At 47.9% G+C, this 22348-nt stretch carries 15 protein-coding genes; 8 read left to right on the top strand and 7 right to left on the bottom strand.

Translation table 11 applies throughout. From position 1 onward, the window contains the following. Positions 1–33 precede the first annotated feature (33 nt). Both AKJ31_RS08590 and acnB read left to right on the top strand, forming a co-directional pair. On the top strand, positions 34–2328 hold the full coding sequence (locus AKJ31_RS08590; protein WP_053408695.1) for a patatin-like phospholipase family protein: 2295 nt from the start codon (positions 34–36) through the stop codon (positions 2326–2328). 297 nt (positions 2329–2625) lie between these two features. Next, entirely contained in the window at positions 2626–5223 is a 2598-nt protein-coding gene (gene acnB / locus AKJ31_RS08585; RefSeq protein ID WP_053408694.1) for a bifunctional aconitate hydratase 2/2-methylisocitrate dehydratase, read from the top strand. A gap of 194 nt (positions 5224–5417) precedes the next feature. Here the strand turns inward: acnB and AKJ31_RS08580 are convergent, their stop codons facing one another. The 3 genes from AKJ31_RS08580 to AKJ31_RS08570 form a co-directional block, all read right to left on the bottom strand. Then, positions 5418–6548, bottom strand: coding sequence for a glycerate kinase (locus AKJ31_RS08580; protein WP_053408693.1), 1131 nt, complete (start codon positions 6546–6548; stop codon positions 5418–5420). A gap of 10 nt (positions 6549–6558) precedes the next feature. Beyond that, positions 6559–7914, bottom strand: a complete 1356-nt coding sequence (locus tag AKJ31_RS08575; RefSeq protein ID WP_053408692.1) for a GntP family permease — start codon at positions 7912–7914, stop codon at positions 6559–6561. Between the two features lie 217 nt (positions 7915–8131). Further along, a complete protein-coding gene (locus AKJ31_RS08570; RefSeq protein ID WP_053408691.1) occupies positions 8132–9274 on the bottom strand; it encodes a sugar diacid recognition domain-containing protein in 1143 nt (380 codons plus the stop codon). A gap of 70 nt (positions 9275–9344) precedes the next feature. Here AKJ31_RS08570 and AKJ31_RS08565 point away from each other — a divergent pair, with 70 nt between their 5' ends. The 6 genes from AKJ31_RS08565 to AKJ31_RS08540 all read left to right on the top strand — a co-directional run bounded on the left by AKJ31_RS08565 (position 9345) and on the right by AKJ31_RS08540 (position 15515). Continuing rightward, a complete protein-coding gene (locus tag AKJ31_RS08565) occupies positions 9345–9713 on the top strand; it encodes a YacL family protein (protein ID WP_053408690.1) in 369 nt (122 codons plus the stop codon). A gap of 191 nt (positions 9714–9904) precedes the next feature. Next, a complete protein-coding gene (gene glnK, locus AKJ31_RS08560) occupies positions 9905–10243 on the top strand; it encodes a P-II family nitrogen regulator (protein ID WP_053408689.1) in 339 nt (112 codons plus the stop codon). A gap of 26 nt (positions 10244–10269) precedes the next feature. Then, positions 10270–11499 (top strand): ammonium transporter, encoded by a 1230-nt coding sequence (locus tag AKJ31_RS08555; protein ID WP_053408688.1) that lies wholly within the window; start codon positions 10270–10272, stop codon positions 11497–11499. 154 nt (positions 11500–11653) lie between these two features. Further along, a complete protein-coding gene (locus tag AKJ31_RS08550; RefSeq protein WP_053408687.1) occupies positions 11654–12667 on the top strand; it encodes a Fe(3+) ABC transporter substrate-binding protein in 1014 nt (337 codons plus the stop codon). A 191-nt stretch (positions 12668–12858) separates the two neighbouring features. Continuing rightward, a complete protein-coding gene (locus tag AKJ31_RS08545) occupies positions 12859–14484 on the top strand; it encodes an ABC transporter permease (RefSeq protein WP_053408686.1) in 1626 nt (541 codons plus the stop codon). Continuing rightward, positions 14484–15515, top strand: coding sequence for an ABC transporter ATP-binding protein (locus AKJ31_RS08540; protein ID WP_053408685.1), 1032 nt, complete (start codon positions 14484–14486; stop codon positions 15513–15515). Before AKJ31_RS08545 ends, AKJ31_RS08540 begins: the two co-directional genes overlap by 1 nt. 76 nt (positions 15516–15591) lie before the next feature. Here the strand turns inward: AKJ31_RS08540 and AKJ31_RS08535 are convergent, their stop codons facing one another. The 4 genes from AKJ31_RS08535 to AKJ31_RS08520 all read right to left on the bottom strand — a co-directional run bounded on the left by AKJ31_RS08535 (position 15592) and on the right by AKJ31_RS08520 (position 22348). Continuing rightward, on the bottom strand, positions 15592–17004 hold the full coding sequence (locus tag AKJ31_RS08535; RefSeq protein WP_053408684.1) for a phosphoglucomutase/phosphomannomutase family protein: 1413 nt from the start codon (positions 17002–17004) through the stop codon (positions 15592–15594). Between the two features lie 53 nt (positions 17005–17057). After that, complete coding sequence (locus AKJ31_RS08530) at positions 17058–19463, bottom strand: glycoside hydrolase family 94 protein (RefSeq protein ID WP_053408683.1); 2406 nt, start codon at positions 19461–19463, stop codon at positions 17058–17060. An 88-nt stretch (positions 19464–19551) separates the two neighbouring features. Continuing rightward, positions 19552–21462 (bottom strand): beta-N-acetylhexosaminidase, encoded by a 1911-nt coding sequence (locus AKJ31_RS08525; RefSeq protein ID WP_053408682.1) that lies wholly within the window; start codon positions 21460–21462, stop codon positions 19552–19554. Between the two features lie 10 nt (positions 21463–21472). Next, positions 21473–22348 (bottom strand): glucosamine kinase nucleotide-binding domain-containing protein, encoded by an 876-nt coding sequence (locus tag AKJ31_RS08520; RefSeq protein ID WP_053408681.1) that lies wholly within the window; start codon positions 22346–22348, stop codon positions 21473–21475.

The raw sequence follows: 22348 nt of genomic DNA, 5'->3' as shown, positions 1-22348 counted from the left end.
CACGCCCTAATATAATAAGAAAGGAATTCTGGGATGTATAAATTGCTTGGGTTGATGTTGGCGTGCACCGCATTGGTCACCCACAAAGTGTCAGCCAGCGAACAACAAGAATCACCAGAGCAGCCTCCACGTAAAAAAGTAGCCGTGGTATTGGCTGGCGGTGGCGCAAAAGGTGCAGCGCACATCGGCGTGCTAAAGGCGCTTGAAGAATTGCGAGTCCCAGTCGACTACATCACTGGCACAAGTATGGGCGCGTACGTCGGAGGGATGTACGCGACTGGCCTGAGCGCGGATGAAATTGAAAGCTTTGTCGATACCGTAGATTGGAACAGCGGTTATCGCGACAGGGTGAACCGCGGTGACCGTCGTGTTCGAGACAAAGAATACGAAGACCGTTATCAATTGACTACCGATTTAGGTCTGCGCTGGGGCGAGGTACGTGGTTCCAAAGGCATTGTACAAGGCCAAGGCATGCTGCGTATCCTGCGTGAAACGACGGGTAACTTGCCACCTTTCGCTTCATTTGATGAACTCGCTATCCCTTATCGCTCTGTCGCGACCGACATTGTTGAGTTAGAACCTGTGGTAATTGGCGACGGTTATCTCGTCGATGCGATGATGGCGAGTATGTCAGTGCCAGGCGCACTGCCACCGTATCGCCTCAACGGGCGTATGCTGGTGGATGGCGGTGTGACGAATAATATGCCCGTCGATGTTGCGCGTGAACTGGGTGCAGACGTAGTGATCGCCGTGGATATCAGTACCGCGTACAAAGGTGAGGAAGACTTTACCACCTTGTTTACCGTCGCGGACCAGCTCTCTAATTATCTTGTCCGTAGCAGTACGTCGCGCCAAGCCGAGCACTTAACCGATCAAGATGTATTCCTGCGCCCAAACGTCGCGGATATGGAGACGACCGAGTTTAATCGTATGCCGGAAGCCTTTGACAAAGGTTATCAAATCGCGATGCAGAACCGAGCGCTTTTGCAACGCTACAGCTTGTCGAGTGCTGAGTACCAGCACTATATCGATGCGAAGGAAGATGCGCGTCGTAAGTTACGTTACGGGGATGAGATTGAAGTCGACAAAGTCATCATCAACAACAATACCCACTATACCGATACCTTGTTGGAAAACCGTCTTAACCTAGAAGCTGGCAATATCTACACCGCAGCGGAAGCGGAAAAAAGCGTCCTAGACTTATACGCATTGGACCGTTTTGAGTTGATTACTTACCGCTATGCAGAAGTTGATGGGCAAGATACGCTGATTGTGGACGTCAACGAGAAGTCTTGGGGGCCGAACTACGTTAACTTTCGATTCTTCCTAGAAGACGATTTCGATACCGATAGCCAATATTCTATTGGTATTTCGACCAACTTTACCGACCTGAACAGCCACGGTGCTGAATTTCGTACCAATCTGGAAATGGGCACCGATAAGCTGATTGAAGGTGAGCTATACAGTCCGTTCTTTTCAGGGCAGAAAACCTTCATGACGTTAGGACTCTCCTATGGCGACAATAGCCGTAACGCCCCTGTGTCAGGGTTTGATGGCACCAGTCTCAGTGCGTCGAAAGATTTCTTACCCGTATCCTATACCGAATGGGAAACTGAGTTAGCGTTTGGTTACCAGCGAACCCTGTGGGAAGAGTTAAAAGTCGGGATCCGGTACACCGATGGTCGAGGTGCGTTTTCTACGTTACCAACTTTGGGGGATGTTAATTACGACAGACTCGGTGCTTTTATCAATTACCGCATCGATACCTTGGATAACTTTATGCTGCCGACCAAGGGCGTCTATTTTAATCTCAACTATCTTATGTCGCGTGACCGAAGCAGCAGTTCGGGGGATATCGAGGACGAGGACAGCGACGACATATCTTATGAGTTAGGCGCAAAGTTGAAAGCGGCGCGCAGCTTTTCTCGCCATACTTTGGTCGCAAATATGGATGTGGGCATGGTGGAGAACGAAGAGTCTTCGGTGCCTATTGATCCTCGCTCGATTGGTGGATTTCTTCATCTGTCCGGCATTCCAAGAAACAGCCTAATCGGCAGCAACAAAGTCTTTGGTAGCTTAATCTATCGCTATAAATGGTTCGATAACGACTTTGGCTTGTTTACGTCACCATTCTATTTAGGCGGCTCGATTGAGTACGGTGGTGTCTGGTCTGATCCGGATATTACTTTGAACGAAGCGCCGTTATACGCCGCGGGTTCAGTGTTTGCCGGAATTGATTCTCCGATTGGCCCAATCATGTTTGGTTATGGTCGTACTGAACAACGCTACGATTCGATTTACTTGATCATCGGCACCACATTTAAGTGATAAGACGCGATTCTCGTGACTGGGTTACTATTCTTACCTAGCGGGAATCGTCATGATAAGTGGGTGAAAATCATAAAACTTTAGTCTTAAGTTGCTATGTTGGTCAAAATGATGAGATTTTAATTATAGGTTAAATTTGCTATTCTACTGCCCACAGTTTGGCCTCTCTGGCGCTGTTTCTCACTCAAATTGAATGAAAAATATGGCAAGGAGAGCCAAGTTTCCAAGGATGCTCACTCCCTTATTCTTTGAATAAATAGCAATAAAGGGGAGGAGCCGCAATGAGAGGAAAAAGTCGTGCTTGAAGCCTACCGTAAACACGTCGAAGAGCGTGCTGCTGAAGGAGTTGTTCCTAAACCACTAGATGCCGAGCAAGTTGCAGGCCTTGTGGAACTTCTTAAAAATCCCCCTCAAGGTGAAGAAGAGTTTCTTCTTGATCTTCTAGAGAACCGTATTCCACCTGGTGTAGATGAAGCTGCGTATGTTAAAGCCGGTTTCCTGACTGCAGTAGCAAAAGGCGAAGTCTCTTCTCCGTTAGTCAGCCGTGAAAAAGCGGCACAACTGCTAGGTACAATGCAAGGTGGTTACAACATCGCGCCATTAGTCGATCTATTGGATGACGATGCACTAGCAGCAATCGCTGCAAAAGCGCTATCTCATACTCTGCTTATGTTTGATGCTTTCTACGATGTGGAAGAGAAAGCGAAAGCAGGTAACGCGTTTGCACAACAAGTTCTACAATCTTGGGCTGATGCGGAATGGTTCCTATCTAAACCTCAGCTACAAGAAAAGATCACTCTGACAGTATTCAAGGTGACAGGTGAGACTAACACCGATGACCTGTCTCCAGCACCAGATGCATGGTCTCGTCCTGATATCCCAGTTCACGCACTTGCGATGCTTAAGAACGAGCGTGAAGGTATCAACCCAGACCAGCCTGGTAGCATCGGTCCAATCAAACAGATCGAAGAGCTACAAGCGAAAGGTCATCAGCTAGTTTATGTTGGTGACGTAGTTGGTACGGGTTCTTCTCGTAAATCTGCAACCAACTCAGTGCTTTGGTTCATGGGTGATGATATCCCTAACGTACCAAACAAACGCGCAGGCGGTTATGTACTGGGCGGTAAGATTGCTCCTATCTTCTTTAACACCATGGAAGATGCGGGTGCGCTACCAATCGAAGTTGACGTATCTAAGTTGAACATGGGCGACGTGATTGACGTTTACCCATTTGAAGGCAAAGTATGTAACCACGAAACTGGCGAAACTTTGGCTCAGTTCAAACTAAAAACAGACGTACTGATCGACGAAGTACGTGCTGGTGGTCGTATCCCATTGATCATCGGTCGTGGTCTGACAGACAAAGCTCGTCAGTCTCTAGGTCTAGAGCCTACTGATATCTTCCGTAAGCCAGGTGACGTTGCTGATACAGGCAAAGGTTACTCGCTTGCTCAGAAGATGGTTGGTAAAGCGTGTGGCGTAGAAGGTGTTCGTCCGGGTACTTACTGTGAGCCTAAGATGACTACGGTTGGTTCTCAGGATACCACGGGTCCTATGACGCGTGATGAGCTTAAAGACCTTGCGTGTCTTGGCTTCTCAGCAGACCTAGTGATGCAGTCTTTCTGTCACACTTCTGCATACCCTAAACCAGTTGACGTGAACACTCACCATACATTGCCTGATTTCATCATGAACCGTGGTGGTGTTTCTCTGCGTCCGGGTGACGGTGTTATCCACTCGTGGCTAAACCGTATGCTATTGCCTGATACTGTAGGTACAGGTGGTGACTCGCATACTCGTTTCCCACTAGGTATCTCATTCCCAGCAGGTTCAGGTCTGGTTGCATTCGCAGCGGCAACGGGCGTTATGCCACTGGATATGCCAGAGTCAATCTTGGTTCGCTTTAAAGGTGAAATGCAGCCGGGTATCACGCTACGTGACCTAGTCCATGCAATCCCTTACTACGGCATCAAGCAAGGTCTTCTGACAGTAGAGAAAGCGGGTAAGATCAACGAATTCTCTGGTCGCGTACTAGAGATCGAAGGTGTTGAGCACCTAACGGTTGAGCAAGCGTTCGAACTTTCAGATGCGTCAGCAGAGCGTTCAGCAGCAGGTTGTACCGTTAAACTGTCTCAAGAGTCAATCGAAGAGTACCTAAACTCGAACATCACTATGCTTAAGTGGATGATCTCGGAAGGTTACGGCGACCGTCGTACTATCGAGCGTCGTATCACGGCGATGCAAGAGTGGTTAGATAATCCAGAGCTAATGGAAGCGGACGCGGATGCGGAATACGCACACGTGATCGAGATTGACCTAGCGGAAATCAACGAACCAATCCTATGTGCGCCAAACGATCCTGATGACGCACGTCTACTTTCAGAAGTTCAAGGTACACAAATCGATGAAGTATTCATCGGTTCATGTATGACCAACATCGGTCACTTCCGCGCAGCAGGTAAACTGCTTGAGCAATGGGGTGGTTCACTGGATACGCGTCTATGGGTGGCTCCGCCAACTAAGATGGACCGCGACCAGCTAACGGAAGAAGGTTACTACGGTATCTACGGCCGTGCTGGTGTTCGTATCGAAACGCCAGGATGTTCGCTATGTATGGGTAACCAAGCGCGCGTAGCAGACAAAGCGACCGTAATGTCGACTTCAACGCGTAACTTCCCGAACCGTCTAGGTACTGGTGCGAATGTCTACCTATCTTCTGCAGAGCTAGCGGCAGTAGGTGCAATTCTTGGCCGTATTCCAACTAAGGAAGAGTACTTGGAGTTCGCGGCGAAGATCAACGCGACAGCAGCGGATACTTACCGTTACCTGAACTTCCATAAGATGGATCAGTACACTAAGAAAGCGGACACAGTGATCTTCCAAGAGCCAGCATAAGCTCAAGTTAGATAACTGGTAATCGTTAAAGCCGTCGATGAAAATCGGCGGCTTTTTTATTGTCTGCTGATAGTCTAAGCAGACTGAGGATACTATGAAAGGTTGGCAAACAAGGCATTTATAGGAAAACTGAAGGCAAGAAAAAAGCCACTGAACTCAGTGGCTTTTGTTGTATTGGTTTACGGTACGCTTGGTTATGCGAGTTTAAGCAAGGCGGCGATATTTCGTGACGTTTGCTGAAGATTGAGCTCGGCTTCTTGCAGCGCCGTGGCAAGGTCAACCGAGCGGTTAACGATAGCAAATACTGCATCCAAACCGTGTTCATGGACCACACTATAGTCAGGAGTAAAACAGCCCGCAATCGCGATAACTTTCTTATCGTAACGCTTGGCGGTACGAGCGACACCGATAGGTGTTTTTCCATGAATTGTTTGGCTGTCGATACGGCCTTCACCGGTGATCACAAGATCCGCGTCTTGCACTAAGTTATCGAGTTTGAGCGCCTCGATAACGATATCTACACCCGGTTGAAGCTCAGCGTTTAGCACGCCGACTAAAGCTGCACCCATACCACCAGCCGCGCCACCGCCAGATAACTGAAGAATGTCTTTATTGAGATCACTCTTAACCACGTTAGCAAACTGCTTCAACGCGTTATCGAGGGTTTCTACCATTTCTGCTGTAGCGCCTTTTTGCGGACCAAATACCGCAGAGGCGCCGTGAGTACCACAGAGCGGATTATCCACATCACAAGCGACCAAGAGTTCGGTGTTTTGAAGACGAGCATCCAGCGTTGAAAGGTCAATTGCCGTAAGGCTGTTGAGTGCAGCCCCGCCAGCAGGTAAAGCAAAACCTTGTGCGTCTGTACATTGAGCCCCCAAAGCTTGCAACATGCCCAGACCCGCATCGTTAGTGGCACTGCCACCTAACCCTACAATGATGCGTTTTACGTTTTGCTCTAATGCCGCTTGAATCAACTCCCCCGTACCGAATGAGGTAGTAATTAACGGGTTTCTGTTGGCTGGTGGCACCAAATGCAAACCCGAAGCCGCGGCCATTTCGATAACGGCGGTATCGCCGTCACCGAGTAGACCATAAAATCCTTCAACAGGCTGCCCTAGTGGACCGGTTACTTGGCAAGTGACAATTCGGCCACCCGTTGCATCCACTAGGGATTGCACCGTACCTTCGCCACCATCTGCCATCGGAACTTTGACGTAGTCTGCGTGAGGAAAGACTTGTTTAAATCCTTTTTCGATACACGTCGCCACTTCCATTGCGGACAGACTTTCTTTAAAAGAATCAGGTGCAATAACTATCTTCATGAAATCTCTCTTACAGTAAAACTAGGCTCAGGATGTAAACCAGCGTCATTGCCGTTACACCTTGAACGAATGTCGCAGCGGTTTGTGCACGGTACGCAAGACCTACGCTCATGCGGCTAAATTGAGATACCACCCAGAAGAAGCTGTCGTTGGCGTGCGATACTGTCATGGCACCCGCACCAATCGCCATTACCGTTAGTACACGACCCATTTCTGTATCTAAGCCTAGTTGTGCCAGCATCGGTGCGACAAGTGCAGATGTGGTAACCAGAGCAACCGTTGAAGAACCTTGCGCTGTTTTCAGTGCCGCCGCAACGATGAATGGCATAAAGATACCGACACCAAAGGCAGACAACGTCTCACCTAAGTATGTGCCTAGTTCGGTTGCTTTCAATACTGCGCCAAACGCACCACCAGCACCTGTGATTAGCAGGATAGGCGCTGCAGATGTGATGCCTTGGCTGATACGCTGACCAAACTCTTCTGCTTTGTTGTCTGATTTAAGGAGACGAATCGATAGTAGCAAGCCGATAAACAGTGCGACCAGTGGTTGCCCTAAGAAAGCTAATACGTCGAAGACAACACCTTGACCCAGAGGGTAAGAAGGGAACTTCGCGACTGAGCCTAAACAGATAAATAGAATTGGCACAAAGATTGGAGAAAACGCCTGACCCGCTGTTGGTAGTTTGCCGTATGACTCTTTCAGTGCTTGCCAGTCTTGGCTTAGCTCTTGATGCTCTTCATCAATATTGTCAGGTTCTACGTTTTTAAAACGGTTCGCCCACAACATACCCGCGAGTGCCGCTGTTGCCGCAACGAAGATACCGACGCCAATCACTAGGCCAAGGTTTGATTCCAAACCAAGGTTACCCGCCGCAGCGATTGGGCCTGGTGTTGGTGGTACGAACGTGTGCGTTGCGTACAGACCTGTCGCCAGTGCAACACTCATTGCAACGCTTGAAGTACGTAGACGCTTAGAGAGTGACTCTTTCAGCGAGTTTAGGATGACAAAGCCAGAATCGCAGAAAACAGGGACAGAAACGATGTAGCCGATAATGGTCATAGTCAGGGTTGGGAAGCGGTCACCTAAAAGGCGAATCACGCTATCGGCCATTGTGATAGCCGCGCCACTTTTTTCCAAGATCACACCGATGATGGTACCTAAGACAATCACCAGACCGATGTAGCCTAAGATGCCGCCAAAACCGCCTGTGATGGTTTTCGCGATACTATCGGCTGGTAAACCGTAAGCGAATGCCGCGATAAACGCTGCACTGATCAAGGCGAGGAAGGGGTGTAATTTAAACTTGGTGGTAGCGATGACGATAAAGCCAATCACCGCCAACAATATGAGTATCAGCTCCATGTGAAAACTCCGAGTAAGGTTAGGGACGGTAAGTATGTTGACCGAGCTTGTCGGCTCGGCGGTTATCTAGCTAATCAGAGGTGTTTGTTATCTTGTCTATTTCTGTCTAGCTAGGCGCATTATCGTGGATTTGAGACAAATTGAATTGTGCAAATGTACAAAGTTAAACGTTTAGTTGCTGGCTAAATTGTGCAAAGTGACAATTTGGTGATTTAAATTAGTGCAATTTTAATGCTAAATATAAGTGGATTTTATCTTCTAACTTATTGATATCTATTGAGGTAAGTTCGTTAATCTTCTCAAGTCGATAGCGAAGCGTGTTGCGATGAATATGGAGCTCTTGGCAGGTTTTAACTGGATCACAATTTAGTAACAAATATGCTTCGATGGTCTTTTGTAACTGACCTTGACGGTCATGCTGTTGCAGTTCCAACAAAGGGGTGAGTAGCTTTTCTCGTTGCCAGTTTTGGTACTGCATTGCGCTGAGCAACACCGGCAGCTGGTGGTCGTGAAAAAAGAAAATCGTTCCTTTTAGCTTACGTGTTACCTGCAGTGTGGTCTTGGCGCTTTGGTATGAGCGGGTTAGGCCATCAATACCCGGAAAATAATCGCCTACTGCGACACGGACTCGAAAGCCTGCCTCTTTATTAATCCGCTTGAGTAATGCTTTGACACGCTGGCGCTCTTTATCTGGATTCCATACCTCTCCAGTTAAAGATGCAGGCTTAAGTACCACGACTTCGTGTTCCGACACCGATAGGATACCAACAAGGTTGTTGCGCTCTGGGTATTCGAGTAAGTGAACAAGGTGCTGCATGTGCTCTAAGGTCAGCGTGTTATCGCCCAGTGGAGTCAGCTTAATGATCGTCGCGATGCGCGGTTCATTGATATCGATATCAAGTCTTTGTGCGATAGTCGACAGCTTTTGAGTATCACTCTCTTCGGCAGAAATTAACTGCAGTACCAATTCTTCTCGATGGCGTTTATCCCACTGCACTTGTTCCATCAACTCCGCTTGTTCGACGATCAACTCCGCGGTCATTTTTACCAACTCACCATAATGGTGAACTTGAGCGGGCTCACCAGAAATACCGACCACGCCAAGCACTTGCTGGTGGTGCACGATAGGTAAATTGATCCCAGGTTTGACCCCTTTGAGATGCGCGGCGGTGGCTTGGTCGATTTCAACCACGCGACGCTCGGCGCTGGCTAAAACCGCGCCTTCATGCTTTTGCTGCAAGCGAGAAGGATCTCCCGAACCTATGATTCGTCCTTGTTCATCCATAACATTGACAGAGTAGGGGATGATCTTCATAGTGCGCTCGACGATCTGTCGAGCAATCGCTTCGTTCAGTTTCATGCTAGAGAATGGTGCCTTAGAAGAATATTATCGATAATAGTACCTGATCTCGTTATCAATAGAGAAAAACATGGATTACGAATTTAAGAAAAACACCCTTGATGGCAGCTACTATTGCCATTGCTCCATGGACCACGAAATTGTCGGCCGTTGGCTGCAAGAAGAAATCGGCAAGCAGCAAGAGAACATCGCTCAAGTGACTGCGTTGATTGACTCAGCAATAGCTAGCCCAGCCAAAGAGTTCACTCTGTTGGGCCGCGAGATCAGTTTGATGATTTGTGGCGACGAGGTCACGGTGCAAGACAATGCGTTGCTGCACGGTTACGAACAGGATGAAGACAGCGAGTTCGAACTGTATGAGTGTGAAAGCGTCGCAAGCTGTGGTCTGGAAGACTTTCAGCAATTGATCGCTCAGTGGCAGTTGTTCGTTAGCCGATAAGTTTTGGCGTTGCACCGAAATTGATGGCTTGCTTTATTTTTGTGAAAAGGGCGCACCTTATTGGTGCGCCCTTTTTGTTTTTATTCAATCAAGATTAGGTAAGTCCTTATATAACAAAGAGTTAAAAAACTGGCACGCACCTTGGATTATGTTGAGTAAAAGGAAGATAGCTTCAGCTCAGAGAGGATGCGATGAAATTAATAAATGCGATTGTTAAACCATTCAAATTGGACGATGTACGTGAAGCCCTTGCCGAAGTCGGTATTGAGGGTATGACGGTATCAGAAGTCAAAGGCTTTGGCCGTCAGAAAGGTCATACCGAACTTTACCGCGGTGCGGAGTACCAAGTGGATTTTCTACCGAAAGTGAAATTGGAAATCGCAACGCATGCCGACAATGTCGACAACGTGATTGAAGCGATCACCAAAGCGGCACACACCGGAAAAATTGGCGACGGGAAAATCTTTGTATATGACCTAAGCCAAGCAGTACGAATCCGTACCGGTGAAATGGACGCAGAAGCACTGTAAGAATTCGATGGATTGGAGACGATAAAATGGAATTAACAACAACCGTAACAGAACTTAGATATGCACTGGATACCTTTTTCTTTCTCATTTCAGGTGCGTTAGTCATGTGGATGGCAGCAGGCTTTGCGATGCTGGAGGCGGGCTTAGTTCGCTCTAAAAACACCACTGAAATCTTAACTAAAAACTTTTGTTTGTACGCAATCGCTTGTACTACATTCCTCATCGTTGGCTACAACATTATGTATGTTGGCAACGATGAAGGCGGCTGGTTGCCATCTTTTGGTGCACTGATCGGTACGCAAGCGGAAGGTGCGGATCACTCGCTAGAGTCTGACTTCTTCTTCCAAGTAGTATTTGTTGCAACGGCAATGTCGGTGGTGTCAGGTGCGGTAGCAGAACGTATGAAGCTTTGGTCATTCTTAATTTTCTCTGCTGTACTAACGGCGTTCATCTACCCGATGGAAGGCTACTGGACTTGGGGCGGCGGTTTCCTATCAGAAGCGGGCTTCAGTGACTTCGCGGGCTCAGGTATCGTGCATATGGCGGGTGCGTCAGCGGCGCTAGCTGGTGTATTACTATTGGGTGCTCGTAAAGGCAAGTACGGCAAAAACGGTGAAATCTACCCAATTCCAGGTTCAAACATGCCTCTAGCAACTGTGGGTACGTTCATTTTGTGGTTCGGTTGGTTCGGCTTTAACGGCGGTTCTCAGCTAATGGTCTCTGACTTTGAGAATGCGACGGCAGTGGGTCAAATCTTCTTGAACACCAACGCAGCAGCGGCGGCAGGTGCAATTGCAGCTCTATTGGTATGTAAAACCACGTGGGGTAAAGCAGACCTAACTATGATCCTCAACGGTGCGCTAGCTGGCCTAGTTGCTATCACGGCAGACCCTCTATCTCCTTCACCACTATATTCAGTGGCTATCGGTGCGGTTTCAGGTGCGCTTGTTGTATTTAGCATCATCGGCCTAGATAAACTGAAAATTGATGATCCAGTTGGTGCTATCTCAGTACACGGTGTATGTGGCTTCTTTGGTCTGATGGTTGTGCCACTAAGTAATGGTGACGCGAGCTTTGGTTCCCAGCTACTAGGTGCTGCGGTTATCTTTGCTTGGGTATTTGGTGCAAGTCTGGCGGTTTGGGCGGTATTGAAGTACACCATCGGTATCCGAGTATCGGAAGACGAAGAGATGGAAGGTATGGATATGCACGACTGTGGCGTTGGAGCTTATCCTGAGTTCGTCACTGTGAAGTAAATCAATAGCATTGCAATCAGTTACGCTTAACGAGATCAAAAACCTGCCAACTAAGGCAGGTTTTTTGTTATTTGGAGATTGTTTTTAAAGCCGACATGAATATAATAACGCAACTGATAAACGTTATCATTACGAATACTTAAAGGATTGAACCATGAAAAAAGTGCTAACTCTTTCTGCTTTAGCTTGTGCGACACTGGCTCCAACGGCTATGGCTGCTGAAGAAGTGAACGTTTACTCATACCGCCAACCATTCTTGGTTGAACCTATGTTTAAAGAGTTTACTAAAGAGACCGGCATTAAAGTAAACGTTAAGTTTGCTAAAGAAGGTATCGCAGAGAAACTAGTTCAAGAAGGCGAGTACAGCCCAGCTGACGTTCTTCTAACTGTTGATATCGCGCGTCTATCAGAGCTAACGAAGAAAGGCGTGGTTCAACCTGTTGAGAGCCCAGTTCTAGAAAAGAACATTCCAGCTCAATACCAAGATTCAGCGAACGAGTGGTTTGCACTAACAACTCGTACTCGTAGCGTTTACTCTTCTCGTGACCGCGTAGGCAAACTAGGTGATGACTTCACTTACGCTGACCTAGCGAAGCCAGAATTCAAAGGCAAAATCTGTACTCGTAGCGGTAAACACCCATACAACGTATCTCTAGTGTCTTCTATGATCGCTCACCAAGGTGAAGCAGCGACTAAAGAATGGCTAGAAGGCGTAAAAGCAAACCTAGCTCGTAAACCTCAAGGTAACGACCGTGCACAGGTTAAAGCGATCAAAGAAGGTCTATGTGACGTTTCTCTTGGTAACAGCTACTACCTAGGCAAGATGGTTAACGACAAAGAGCAAAAAGCTTGGGCTGACGCGGTATACATCAACTTCCCTAACCAGAACACTACGGGTACACACGTAAACATTTCTGGTATGGCAATGGCGAAATACGCGCCAAACAAAGAGAACGCGCTTAAGCTGATGGAATTCCTAGCGGGCGATACAGCGCAAAGCATGTACGCAGAAGTAAACTTCGAGTACCCAGTAAAAGCAGATGTGAAACCTTCAGAGCTAGTAGCATCTTGGGGTGAGTTTAAAGCTGATACTATCTCTCTAGACGAAATCGCTGACCACCACGAAGCGGCGATCAAGCTACTAGACGAAGTTAAATTCGACCTTTAATCGTTAGTTTGATTTGACTCGGTGAGAACTTTACTCACCGATGATAAATTTACAGCCTCAAGTCGCTCTTTTATCAGGGTAACTTGAGGTTGTTTGTTTATAAGGGTATAACTAGCCCTAAACGATTAAAAGGATATGAGATGTATTTGCAGATGCATTTATCTCTCACTCAGCCTGGCTGTAATTAGGCGATGAAAGAAAAGAATTATTTATGGAAAACCAGTAGTGGAGCTTTTGCTTTGCTACTGGTTTTACCGATCTTAGCGATATTTTTTACCGCAGTAGGCGAAACCGACGATCTGTTCGCGCATTTGATGTCGACCGTGCTGCCTACTTACACCTATAACACCATTGTATTGGTGCTTGGCACCATGGCGTTAGCGTTGGTGTTTGGTATTCCTTCTGCTTGGATAATGGCGATGTGCCGTTTACCAAGTGAGCGCATACTGCAATGGGCATTGGTATTACCTTTGGCGATGCCTGGGTATATCGTCGGCTACATCTTCACCGATTGGTTTGATTTCGCTGGGCCGATACAACTCCTGCTACGTGATCTCACGGGGTGGGGACCGGGTGAATACTGGTTCCCAGACATCCGCACGTTAACAGGGGCGATGTTTGTTCTCTCTTTGGTGCTGTACCCTTACGTTTATCTGCTTGCTCGCGCGGCGTTCATGGAGCAAAACGTTTCTCTGTTGCAATCTGCTCGCCTACTGAAATGCTCGCCATGGGAGAGTTTCCGCCGTATTTCTATGCCTTTGGCTCGCCCTTCCATTGCCGTGGGGCTTTCGTTGGTTGCGATGGAAACCGTCGGGGATTTTGGCACCGTGAGTTATTTTGCCGTCAACACCTTAACCACTGCGGTGTACGATACGTGGCTAGGCTACTCAAGCCTGACTGCTGCAGCTAAAATCTCAGCGATTATGTTGGTCATTGTGATTCTGCTTCTTAGCGCAGAGCGCTTTAGCCGACGTAGACAAAAGCTGTTCCAAAGCCAGTTCAACAGTCGCGAAGATTTCCGCTATGAACTGAATGGTTGGAAAAAGTGGTTGGCATTAACCTGGTGTTGGGGATTGGTGTGTGTGGCGTTTATTTTCCCGCTTGGCCAGTTACTGATTTACGCCTACAAATATTTTGCTCAAAGCTGGACGAGTGAGTTCCGCGAGTTTGCGTTAAACAGCCTGTATGTTTCAATCGCCGCCGCCATCATCGGTGTGTCAGTCGCGCTATTGGTCAACTTCTGCCAACGCTTAAACCCAGGTCGTCAGAGCTTAGCGTTTATGCGATTGGCATCGATGGGCTACGCGGTGCCCGGTACGGTGTTGGCGATTGGTGTTATGGTCCCTGTGCTATTTATGGACCATTTGGTCAACGATATCGCGAAAGCCATGGAGTGGGGCAGGCCGGGACTAATCTTCTCTGGTTCGATGTTTGCGATTATTTTCGCCATGGTAGTGCGATTCTCTGCGGTCGCGATTGGCAGTATCGAGAGTAGTTTAGGCAAGATTTCTCCGTCGTTGGATATGGCGTCTCGCACTATGGGTTGTAACTCCAACCAGATGTTGTGGCGTGTCCATTTCCCGTTGGTACGTCGCGGCGCCTTGATCGCCGGTCTACTGGTGTTTATCGAGTCGATGAAAGAGCTGAATGCAGCTTTGCTATTACGTCCATTTAACTTCGAGACATTAGCGACTTACGTTTACAACTTTGCCTCAGACGAGCACTTGGAGCTGGCCGCTCTTCCTGCTGTTTTGTTGGTTTTGGTGGGATTAATTCCACTGGTTTTGATTAACCGTTCACTGGAGCATACACACTAATGAGCTGCGCACTTTCGATTCAAAATTTGACCTGTAAGTACGACCAAAACACGACTGTGTTGGAGTCGCTGTCATTAGAAGTGGCGCATGGAGAGATCGTCTGTCTACTTGGTGCCAGTGGTTGCGGAAAAACTACACTACTTAAAGCAGTTGCCGGATTACTACCGCTCAGTTCAGGCACGATGAGCTTAAACTGCATGACCATTGATGATGGCGAAAACTGGACGCCACCAGAGCAACGCAATATCGGTATGATCTTCCAAGATTACGCGCTGTTTCCTCACTTAACCGTGGAACAAAACGTGGCGTTTGGCTTGAAAGGTTGTAGCGTTGAAGAAAAACGCAGTAAAGTTGCTGAAATGCTTGAACTTGTACACCTTCAGGACTTCGGTGGGCGTTACCCGCATCAGCTATCTGGCGGCCAACAGCAACGTGTCGCGATTGCTCGCTCATTGGCGTATAAACCAGACCTGTTGTTGCTCGATGAACCGTTTTCTAATATTGATACCCAAGTTCGCCATGAGCTGATTGGTGAGATCCGCAAGATCTTTAAGAAGCAGGGCGTAACGGCGATTTTTGTTACTCACAGCCGTGAAGAGGCGTTTGCTTTCGCCGATAAGATGGCAGTAATGAATCACGGCGTGATCGAGCAATACGGTACCGCTGGCGAGCTTTACTATAAACCCTCGAGTAAGTTTGTGGCCGATTTTCTTGGCGGTGGTAGTTACTTAGCGGCGAAACGAATTTCAGAATCTGAATTTTCGACCGAGTTGGGTGTGGTGGAAGCGCAAGCGCAACAACATATTGAGCTTGAGGCAAACTGTGAACTGTTACTTCGTCCTCAACACGTACAGATCGCTGCGACTGAAGAGAGCAGCGTGACCGTACTTGAGCAGCAGTTTATGGGTGACCACTGTCGTTATGTAATTGATGCGGGTGGCAGCAAGCTATTGGCGAGTTCGGCAGAGGCACTGTCTATTGGTCAAATGGTTTCAGTCAAAGTGGAAACGCAAGGCGTACTTGCCTTTTAATCGAATCATTCTTTGTGAATAGAAAAGCCCAGCGATATGCAGGGCTTTTGTTTTGTGCTTATTAAACTGACGAGAGTTACAGCTGTAAGAAGTCTTTAAATTGCTGCACCACGTGTTCTGCGGTCTCTTTATCAGCCATTTCGGCAAAGATACGCAGCAATGGCTCGGTTCCCGAGAATCTTGCGATGATCCAGCCACCGTTTTTGAAGTAGACTTTTGCCCCATCTTCGTAGCTGACTTTTTCAATTTCAAACTCAAAGTCAGGTAGTTGCTTCTCAACGTAGATGCGGTTGTGCAGGATTTCTTTCTGTGCAGGTTTGAACTTGCAGTCACCTTCCGCCATGTAAGCGTAACCGTATTTGGCGTAGATTTCGTCCAGTAGCTCAGAGAGCTTTTTACCCGTGACTGAAATCATTTCTACTAATAGACTCGAGGCAAATACGCCATCTTTGCCTTTAATGTGGCCACGAATGGTTAAACCGCCCGAACTTTCACCACCAATTAGCGAGTCGTCTGCTTCCATCTGCGAGCTGATATGCTTAAAGCCTACTGGTACTTCAAAGCACTTCTCACCGTGGTCCTCTGCAATCTTGTCAAGCAGGTGAGTGGTGGCAATGTTACGCACTACAGAACCCGACCAGCCTTTGTACTCGAGTAAGTAGTAGTACAACAGGAGCAATACTTCGTTTGGATGGATAAAGTGACCTTTCTCGTCGATGATACCGAGTCGGTCCGCGTCACCATCGGTACCGATACCAATGTCGTAACCTTGCTCCGCGACGAGGTGCATCAAACGGTAAAGTGTCGCAGCGCTCGGTGACGGCATTAGGCCACCAAAATCTGGGTTTTTACCATCGTTGATCACGTCTACGTCACAACGACCATTGATCAATACCGTTTGTAGCGCGTTTTTCGCTACACCAAACATTGGGTCGATCAACACGCGCAAGTTGGCCTTTTTGATCGCTTCGATGTCGATAAAGTTAATGATGGAATCGACGAACTCGTTCATTGGATTGATCACTTCGATCAACTTGTCTTCTACCGCTTGTTCGAAGTCGACGCTTTGAACTTTGTCAGCGCTCAGCACAGCTATCTGTGATTCAATTTTCTGTGTGATCACTTCGTCTGCGTCACGGCCACCTTCGATAAATATTTTGACGCCGTTATAATCAGCAGGGTTGTGAGAAGCGGTAATACACGCCGAATAAGCACAGCCCATCTCTTTTGCCTTGAACATCACAATCGGTGTTGGGACAAACTTATCGATAAAGCTGACGGTTACGCCGTTTGCCGCGAGAACTTCTGCAAACCAACGACCAGCTTTGTCAGATAAAAAACGGCGGTCATAACCGATCACAAAGCCTTTTTGTGCAACGTTTTCAGCGTTGATGATGTTGGCCACTGCCTGAGCGACAAGACGTACGTTATCTTTGGTAAATTCCTCACCAATAAATGCGCGCCAGCCACCTGTTCCGAATTTGATCATATCTATAATCCTTAATTCATAGTAGGAGCCTCACGAGGAGGCTCCGCGCTTAATTAGCCAAGAACAACGACAACGTCATTGACACTGCCTTCTGCTTGTACAGGCACCGCGCCAGATACTGCTTCACCGTTGATGGTGATAGATTTCACGCCTTTACTGACGGAATTCGGGTTCTCTACTTTGATGTTGTAAGTTGCGCCAAGCCATTGGCGAGTCACCTCAAAACTAGGCCAGTTAGTTGGAATACATGGGTCGATGGTCAGGCCGTCGAAACCAGTACGAACACCCAAGATAAAGTTAGTTACCGCGAAGTAAGCCCAGCCTGATGTCCCCGTTAGCCATGGGTGGTTTGCACGACCGTGGTCTTGATGGTCACGCCCCATGATGAACTGCACGTACGAGTACGGTTCTGCGATACGCTTCTCGATGATGTCGTTTTGGTTGTATGGGTTAAGTGCGTCATAGAACTTCATCGCACGGTCACCGCGACCCAATTTCGCTTCCGCTACCCATGCCCAAGGGTTTGGATGAGAGAAGATTGCACCGTTTTCTTTTACGCCTTGGTATACGCGTGTGACGAAGCCGATATCGTCATTTGGTGTCGCAAATGATGGAGAGTTAAGGTGCAGGCCGTACTCAGAGAAAAGGTTCTCATCGACTGCATCCATCGCCTTTTCACCACGTTCTTGAGATACCGCGCCAGACAGAACTGCTAGCGTGTTTGACTCAAGGTGTACGCGACCTTCTTTTTGTTGCGCAGTACCGATTTTATCGCCATCTTTGGTTAGACCACGGATGTACCAACCGCCTTCGTCGTCCCACAGGTGAGTTTCACACGCTTCGCGGACGTTTGCCGCCATCTCGGTGTATTTCTCTACGTCAGCGTCTTTGCCTAGGTATTTTGCTAGGTCGATGAACTCTTGAAGTGCCCAGAAGTGTAGGAACGACACCATTGAAGACTCACCGCCACCTAAGTTTAGACAGTCGTTCCAGTCTGCACGCAAACCCTTACAGATACCGGTTTGACCCACGTATTCAGCTGAGAAGTCTAGTGCGGCTTTCATGTGGTCATACACAGTTGCGTCGCCACCATCAGCATAAGGGATCACTTCGTCGAAGAAGCTGTGCTCACCCGTTTCCATCACGTACTTACAGATAGTTGGCACTAACCACAAGTGGTCATCAGAACAGGTATCTTCGATGCCGTGGATCTTGTCTTCATCAGATGGCGTAGGAACCACCGTTGGAGATTTAGACGGTTTAACGTCAGCTTTTTCTGGGTCGAACCAATCTGGATCAAATAGGTGTAGGCCATAACCTGCTTTCACTTGGCCGCGTAGTAGGTCAACAATGCGCTTGCGTGTCATCGCTGGGTTTGCATGTGGTACTGAAATCGCGTCCTGCGCGGTATCACGGTAACCAAGGCCAGTACGCCCGCCGACTTCGATGAAGGATGCAAAACGAGACCAAACCACACATGTTTCTGCTTGGTATAGCGTCCAAGCGTTGATCATGGTATCCAGCCCTTCGTTTGGCGATTTCACTTGGAACTTGCCACAACGCTCATCCCAGTGTGCTTTGATGCCTGCAAACGCGTTATCTACTTCCGCTAGGTCTTGGTACTTCGCACGTAGACGCTCACCATTACCTTTGCCGATACCTAGGATGTAAGCGAAACGAACTTCTTCGCCCGGCTGGATAGTAAATTGCTTATGCAGCGAGCCACAGTGGTTGTAACACGTTTGCGCAGTGTTGAAGCACTTACCTTGTTCTACAGCCAGAGGATTCGCTTCGTCACGGTACAGACCTAGGAAGCTGTCACGCTGACCATCGTATGAGTCTGGGTCGAATGTTGACGCTAGGTAGTAGAAACCTTCGAAGTCGTTGGTGTTGTAATATAAGTCGTATTCAATCACACCATCTTTGTAAGCAGTACCAGCCGAGTACAAAGACATCTGGTGGTTTTGGTTGTCTGATTGAATGTGGCTGAACGAGAACTCAACAAATGAAAACGCACTAATAGTACGCGGTTTGTCTGAGGTGTTTTTAATCACCACATCCCAAATCTCAGCGTCTTCACCTTTTGGTACGAAGAGTGTTTTCGTCGCGCTAATATCGCTGTATTCACACTTGAATTTAGAGTAAGACAAGCCGTGACGAACTTCGTAGTTCGCTTCGTCTAGGCTTTTTGCTACCGGTTGCCATGAGATAGACCAGTAGTCACCCGTTTCATCGTCGCGCAGGTAAACATAATGGCCTGGGCGGTCGAAGGTTGCGTTTGGGCGGAACTTAGTAACACGGTTATATTCAGGAGAATTGTAGAATGAGTATCCCCCTGCGTTGTGGGAGATAACAGTACAAAATTTTTCTGTGCCTAAGTAGTTAGTCCATGGCGCAGGAACGTCTGGGCGAGTGATGACGTATTCACGATTGTCGTTATCGAAATAGCCGTATTTCATGTTAATTTCCTTTTTACCAAGCTACCACATTGGTAGCCAAAATTTTTAAGCTAGTGAAAACTTTAATAAGTTGCTCATTGGCCACGTGTTATTTCCAAGGTTGTCTGTACTGAATGTTCTGCTTGTCGAGGAGTGGCAAGTGTCCTTTCAATCGAGACAAATAATCTTCCCAGTTACGGTGCTGTTTTTCGGTCCAACATGCTTCTGCCATTGCGGTTAAGCGTGGAAAAATCATGTAATCCATACGTTGTTGAGTGATGATGATTTCACTCCATAAAGCGCATTGAATACCGAGAATACGTTTACGGATCGGGTCACTGTCAGGGACTTCCGCTAGAGGTTCATATTGGTAAGCGTTTTCCAATGGGATTACGGCTGCCCAATCGACACCAGGTTCTTCTGGCGCGTAGTCTTGAGTCATATCGAGGTAGGTCGATTGACCTGGTTGAAGAATGACGTCAAAGCCCTGTTTGGCACAGTTCAACGCAGCTTCTTCACTCAACCATGAATAGATCACAGTATCTTTGCTGACTTTATTGCCGTGCTGGGCTTCTTCCCAGCCGACCATACGTTTACCAAGCGTCCGAAGTTTTTGTTCGGCGTAGCGAAGCAAGTGACCTTGCAGCTCTTTTGCAGTTTGGTAACCGTGCTGTGCCATCAGTTGTTGGCACGCTGGGCTTTCAATCCAAACGCCGTCAGGCACTTCGTCTGCACCGATATGTACCCATTTGGACGGAAACAGCTCAGCCACTTCTTCCAGCACTTTGTCGAGGAACTCATACGTCCCTGGAAGTGCTGGCGAAAGAATATTGTCGTTGTAGTGCTGAATACTGCGGTATCGCGAAGCGTCTTGTGGGTCTTGCAGCAGTTCAGGTAGTGACTTAATCGCCGCGCGGCAATGGCCAGGAATATCAATTTCTGGAATGATGGTGATGCCACGTTCTTCAGCAAAAGCGATCACTTCTCTGACTTGTTCTTGCGAATAAAAGCCACCATAAACACTGCTTAGATGGCTGTATTGAGGCTCCAATGGTGTGCCGCTACCGCGGTAAGCCCCAATGGCGGTGAGCTGTGGAAAGGCTTTAATTTCTAAACGCCAACCTTCATCATCGGTGAGATGCCAGTGGAAAGTGTTGAACTTGTAATGTGCCAACTGGTTGATGAGGCGTTTGACTCGTTCAACCGGGTGAAAATGGCGTGCGCAGTCGAGCATCATTCCACGATACTTAAAACGAGGGCTGTCACTGATTTTTACGTATGGGACGTGCAACTCAGACTTGTCGGAGCTCTTAATCAATTGCAATAGCGTCGCGCTGGCGTGAACAAAACCAACGCCTGATGCTGATTCTAGGCGTATTCCCGAACTGGAAACGCTAAGCTGATACTCGCCTTCATCCAAAGTTGGGTTATTGCGAAATAGAATGTCGCTCTGTCCGATCGTTTTGCTGGTAAAGCCAAATAATCTATTTAGCTCCTGCTGTAGCCAAGTCGCGGCTTTTTCCGATAAGGCGGCTTGTAACGTGATTTGGCTCGATGACGATAACCTAAAAAATCCTTCACGTTGCTCAAGCTTATTTGGCATCGGGATCAATGCCAAAGTGCTCGCTTCGACGACCGGAAGCTCACTGCGATCTCGGTACGGTGACGCCAAGGCAATCGGTGTCAATGTAACGGGACTCGTTATCGCTTTACCTTCTACAAGGATTAGGGCGTCTTTTAGGCCATCGGTATAGAAACGCAGCGGCGCATTACCAATACTGAATTCGCAGTAATAGTGCTGGTTGGCACTCAACAAGTTATTACTTGGAGTGACCGTACAAAAACTACCAATTTGTTTGATGTGACCATTGGTGAAACTGTCTGGTTGGATATAACGGTCAGTAATAAACTGCAGTTGCCAATCGTTTAGGTCTTGATCGGTTAAATTGTGGACGGTTAAGCCAAAGCGACAATAGTGCTTGTGCTCTGACAAGACCGCGAGTTCGACACGAAAGCTCATTATTCAACCCTCAATACAGATTATGCGCTGGTTTGCCGGCAAACATCAGCGCACCTTCGATAGCATCGAATTGAGGTGTTACCACCCAGCTTTGCACGGGTGGCGAGAGCCACGCTTTGATGCGTTCTGCGATACTGCCCATCAAGCAAATACGCGTAGCGCCTTTACGGTTGAGTGCCACAAGAAACATTTCTACGTCAGCTGCGGTTTGTTTAAGCATCGCGATGGCTAAGCTGTCGCCTTGCTCTGCATGCTTAAAAATGGCTGGCGAAAATTGTCCGTAGTCACGAGGTAGAGCGGTTTTTGACCATGCAACGATTTGGTCGACGTCGTTATCAAAATGTGCCATTACGTGCTCGGCGAGTGGGGTCTTTTCACCGATACCATCTTCTGCCAATAACACTTGCTGAATTAGGCGTAGCCCCATGACAGCGCCGCCACCTTGGTCAGAGATTGGAAACTCGCGTCCACCTACAACGTGCTGCTCACTTCCCTGCAGGTAGATGCCGCAAGAGCCTGTTCCGGCGATCATAATCGCTCCGTCATCACCGTTGTGGGCACCGACGCAAGCACCGTAGGCATCGGTATTTAACACGATAGAAGCAAATGGGTGAGAGAGCGCCATAAATTTTTGCCATGATGATTTGTGCTCTGCGCCAGCTAGCGCCAAACCAACGTGCATTTGGGCGAACTGCTTCTCAGATAAGCCACCTTGTTGTGCGGCTTGAGTGATTGAATCTAGGATCGATTCCATTGCGATTTCGGCACCGAGCATAATATTTGCGCTGCCGCTTTTCGCTTGACCGATAAAGTTGCCTTGCTCATCACGAATGCGAGCACGGCAAGAAGTGCCACCACCGTCAATGCCAACATAATAAAGTGTCAT

Origin of the sequence: Vibrio hepatarius (genome assembly GCF_001274785.1) — a bacterium.
GTDB classification, from domain to species: Bacteria; Pseudomonadota; Gammaproteobacteria; order Enterobacterales; family Vibrionaceae; genus Vibrio; species Vibrio hepatarius.
This window is presented reverse-complemented; position numbering and strand designations above follow the sequence as displayed.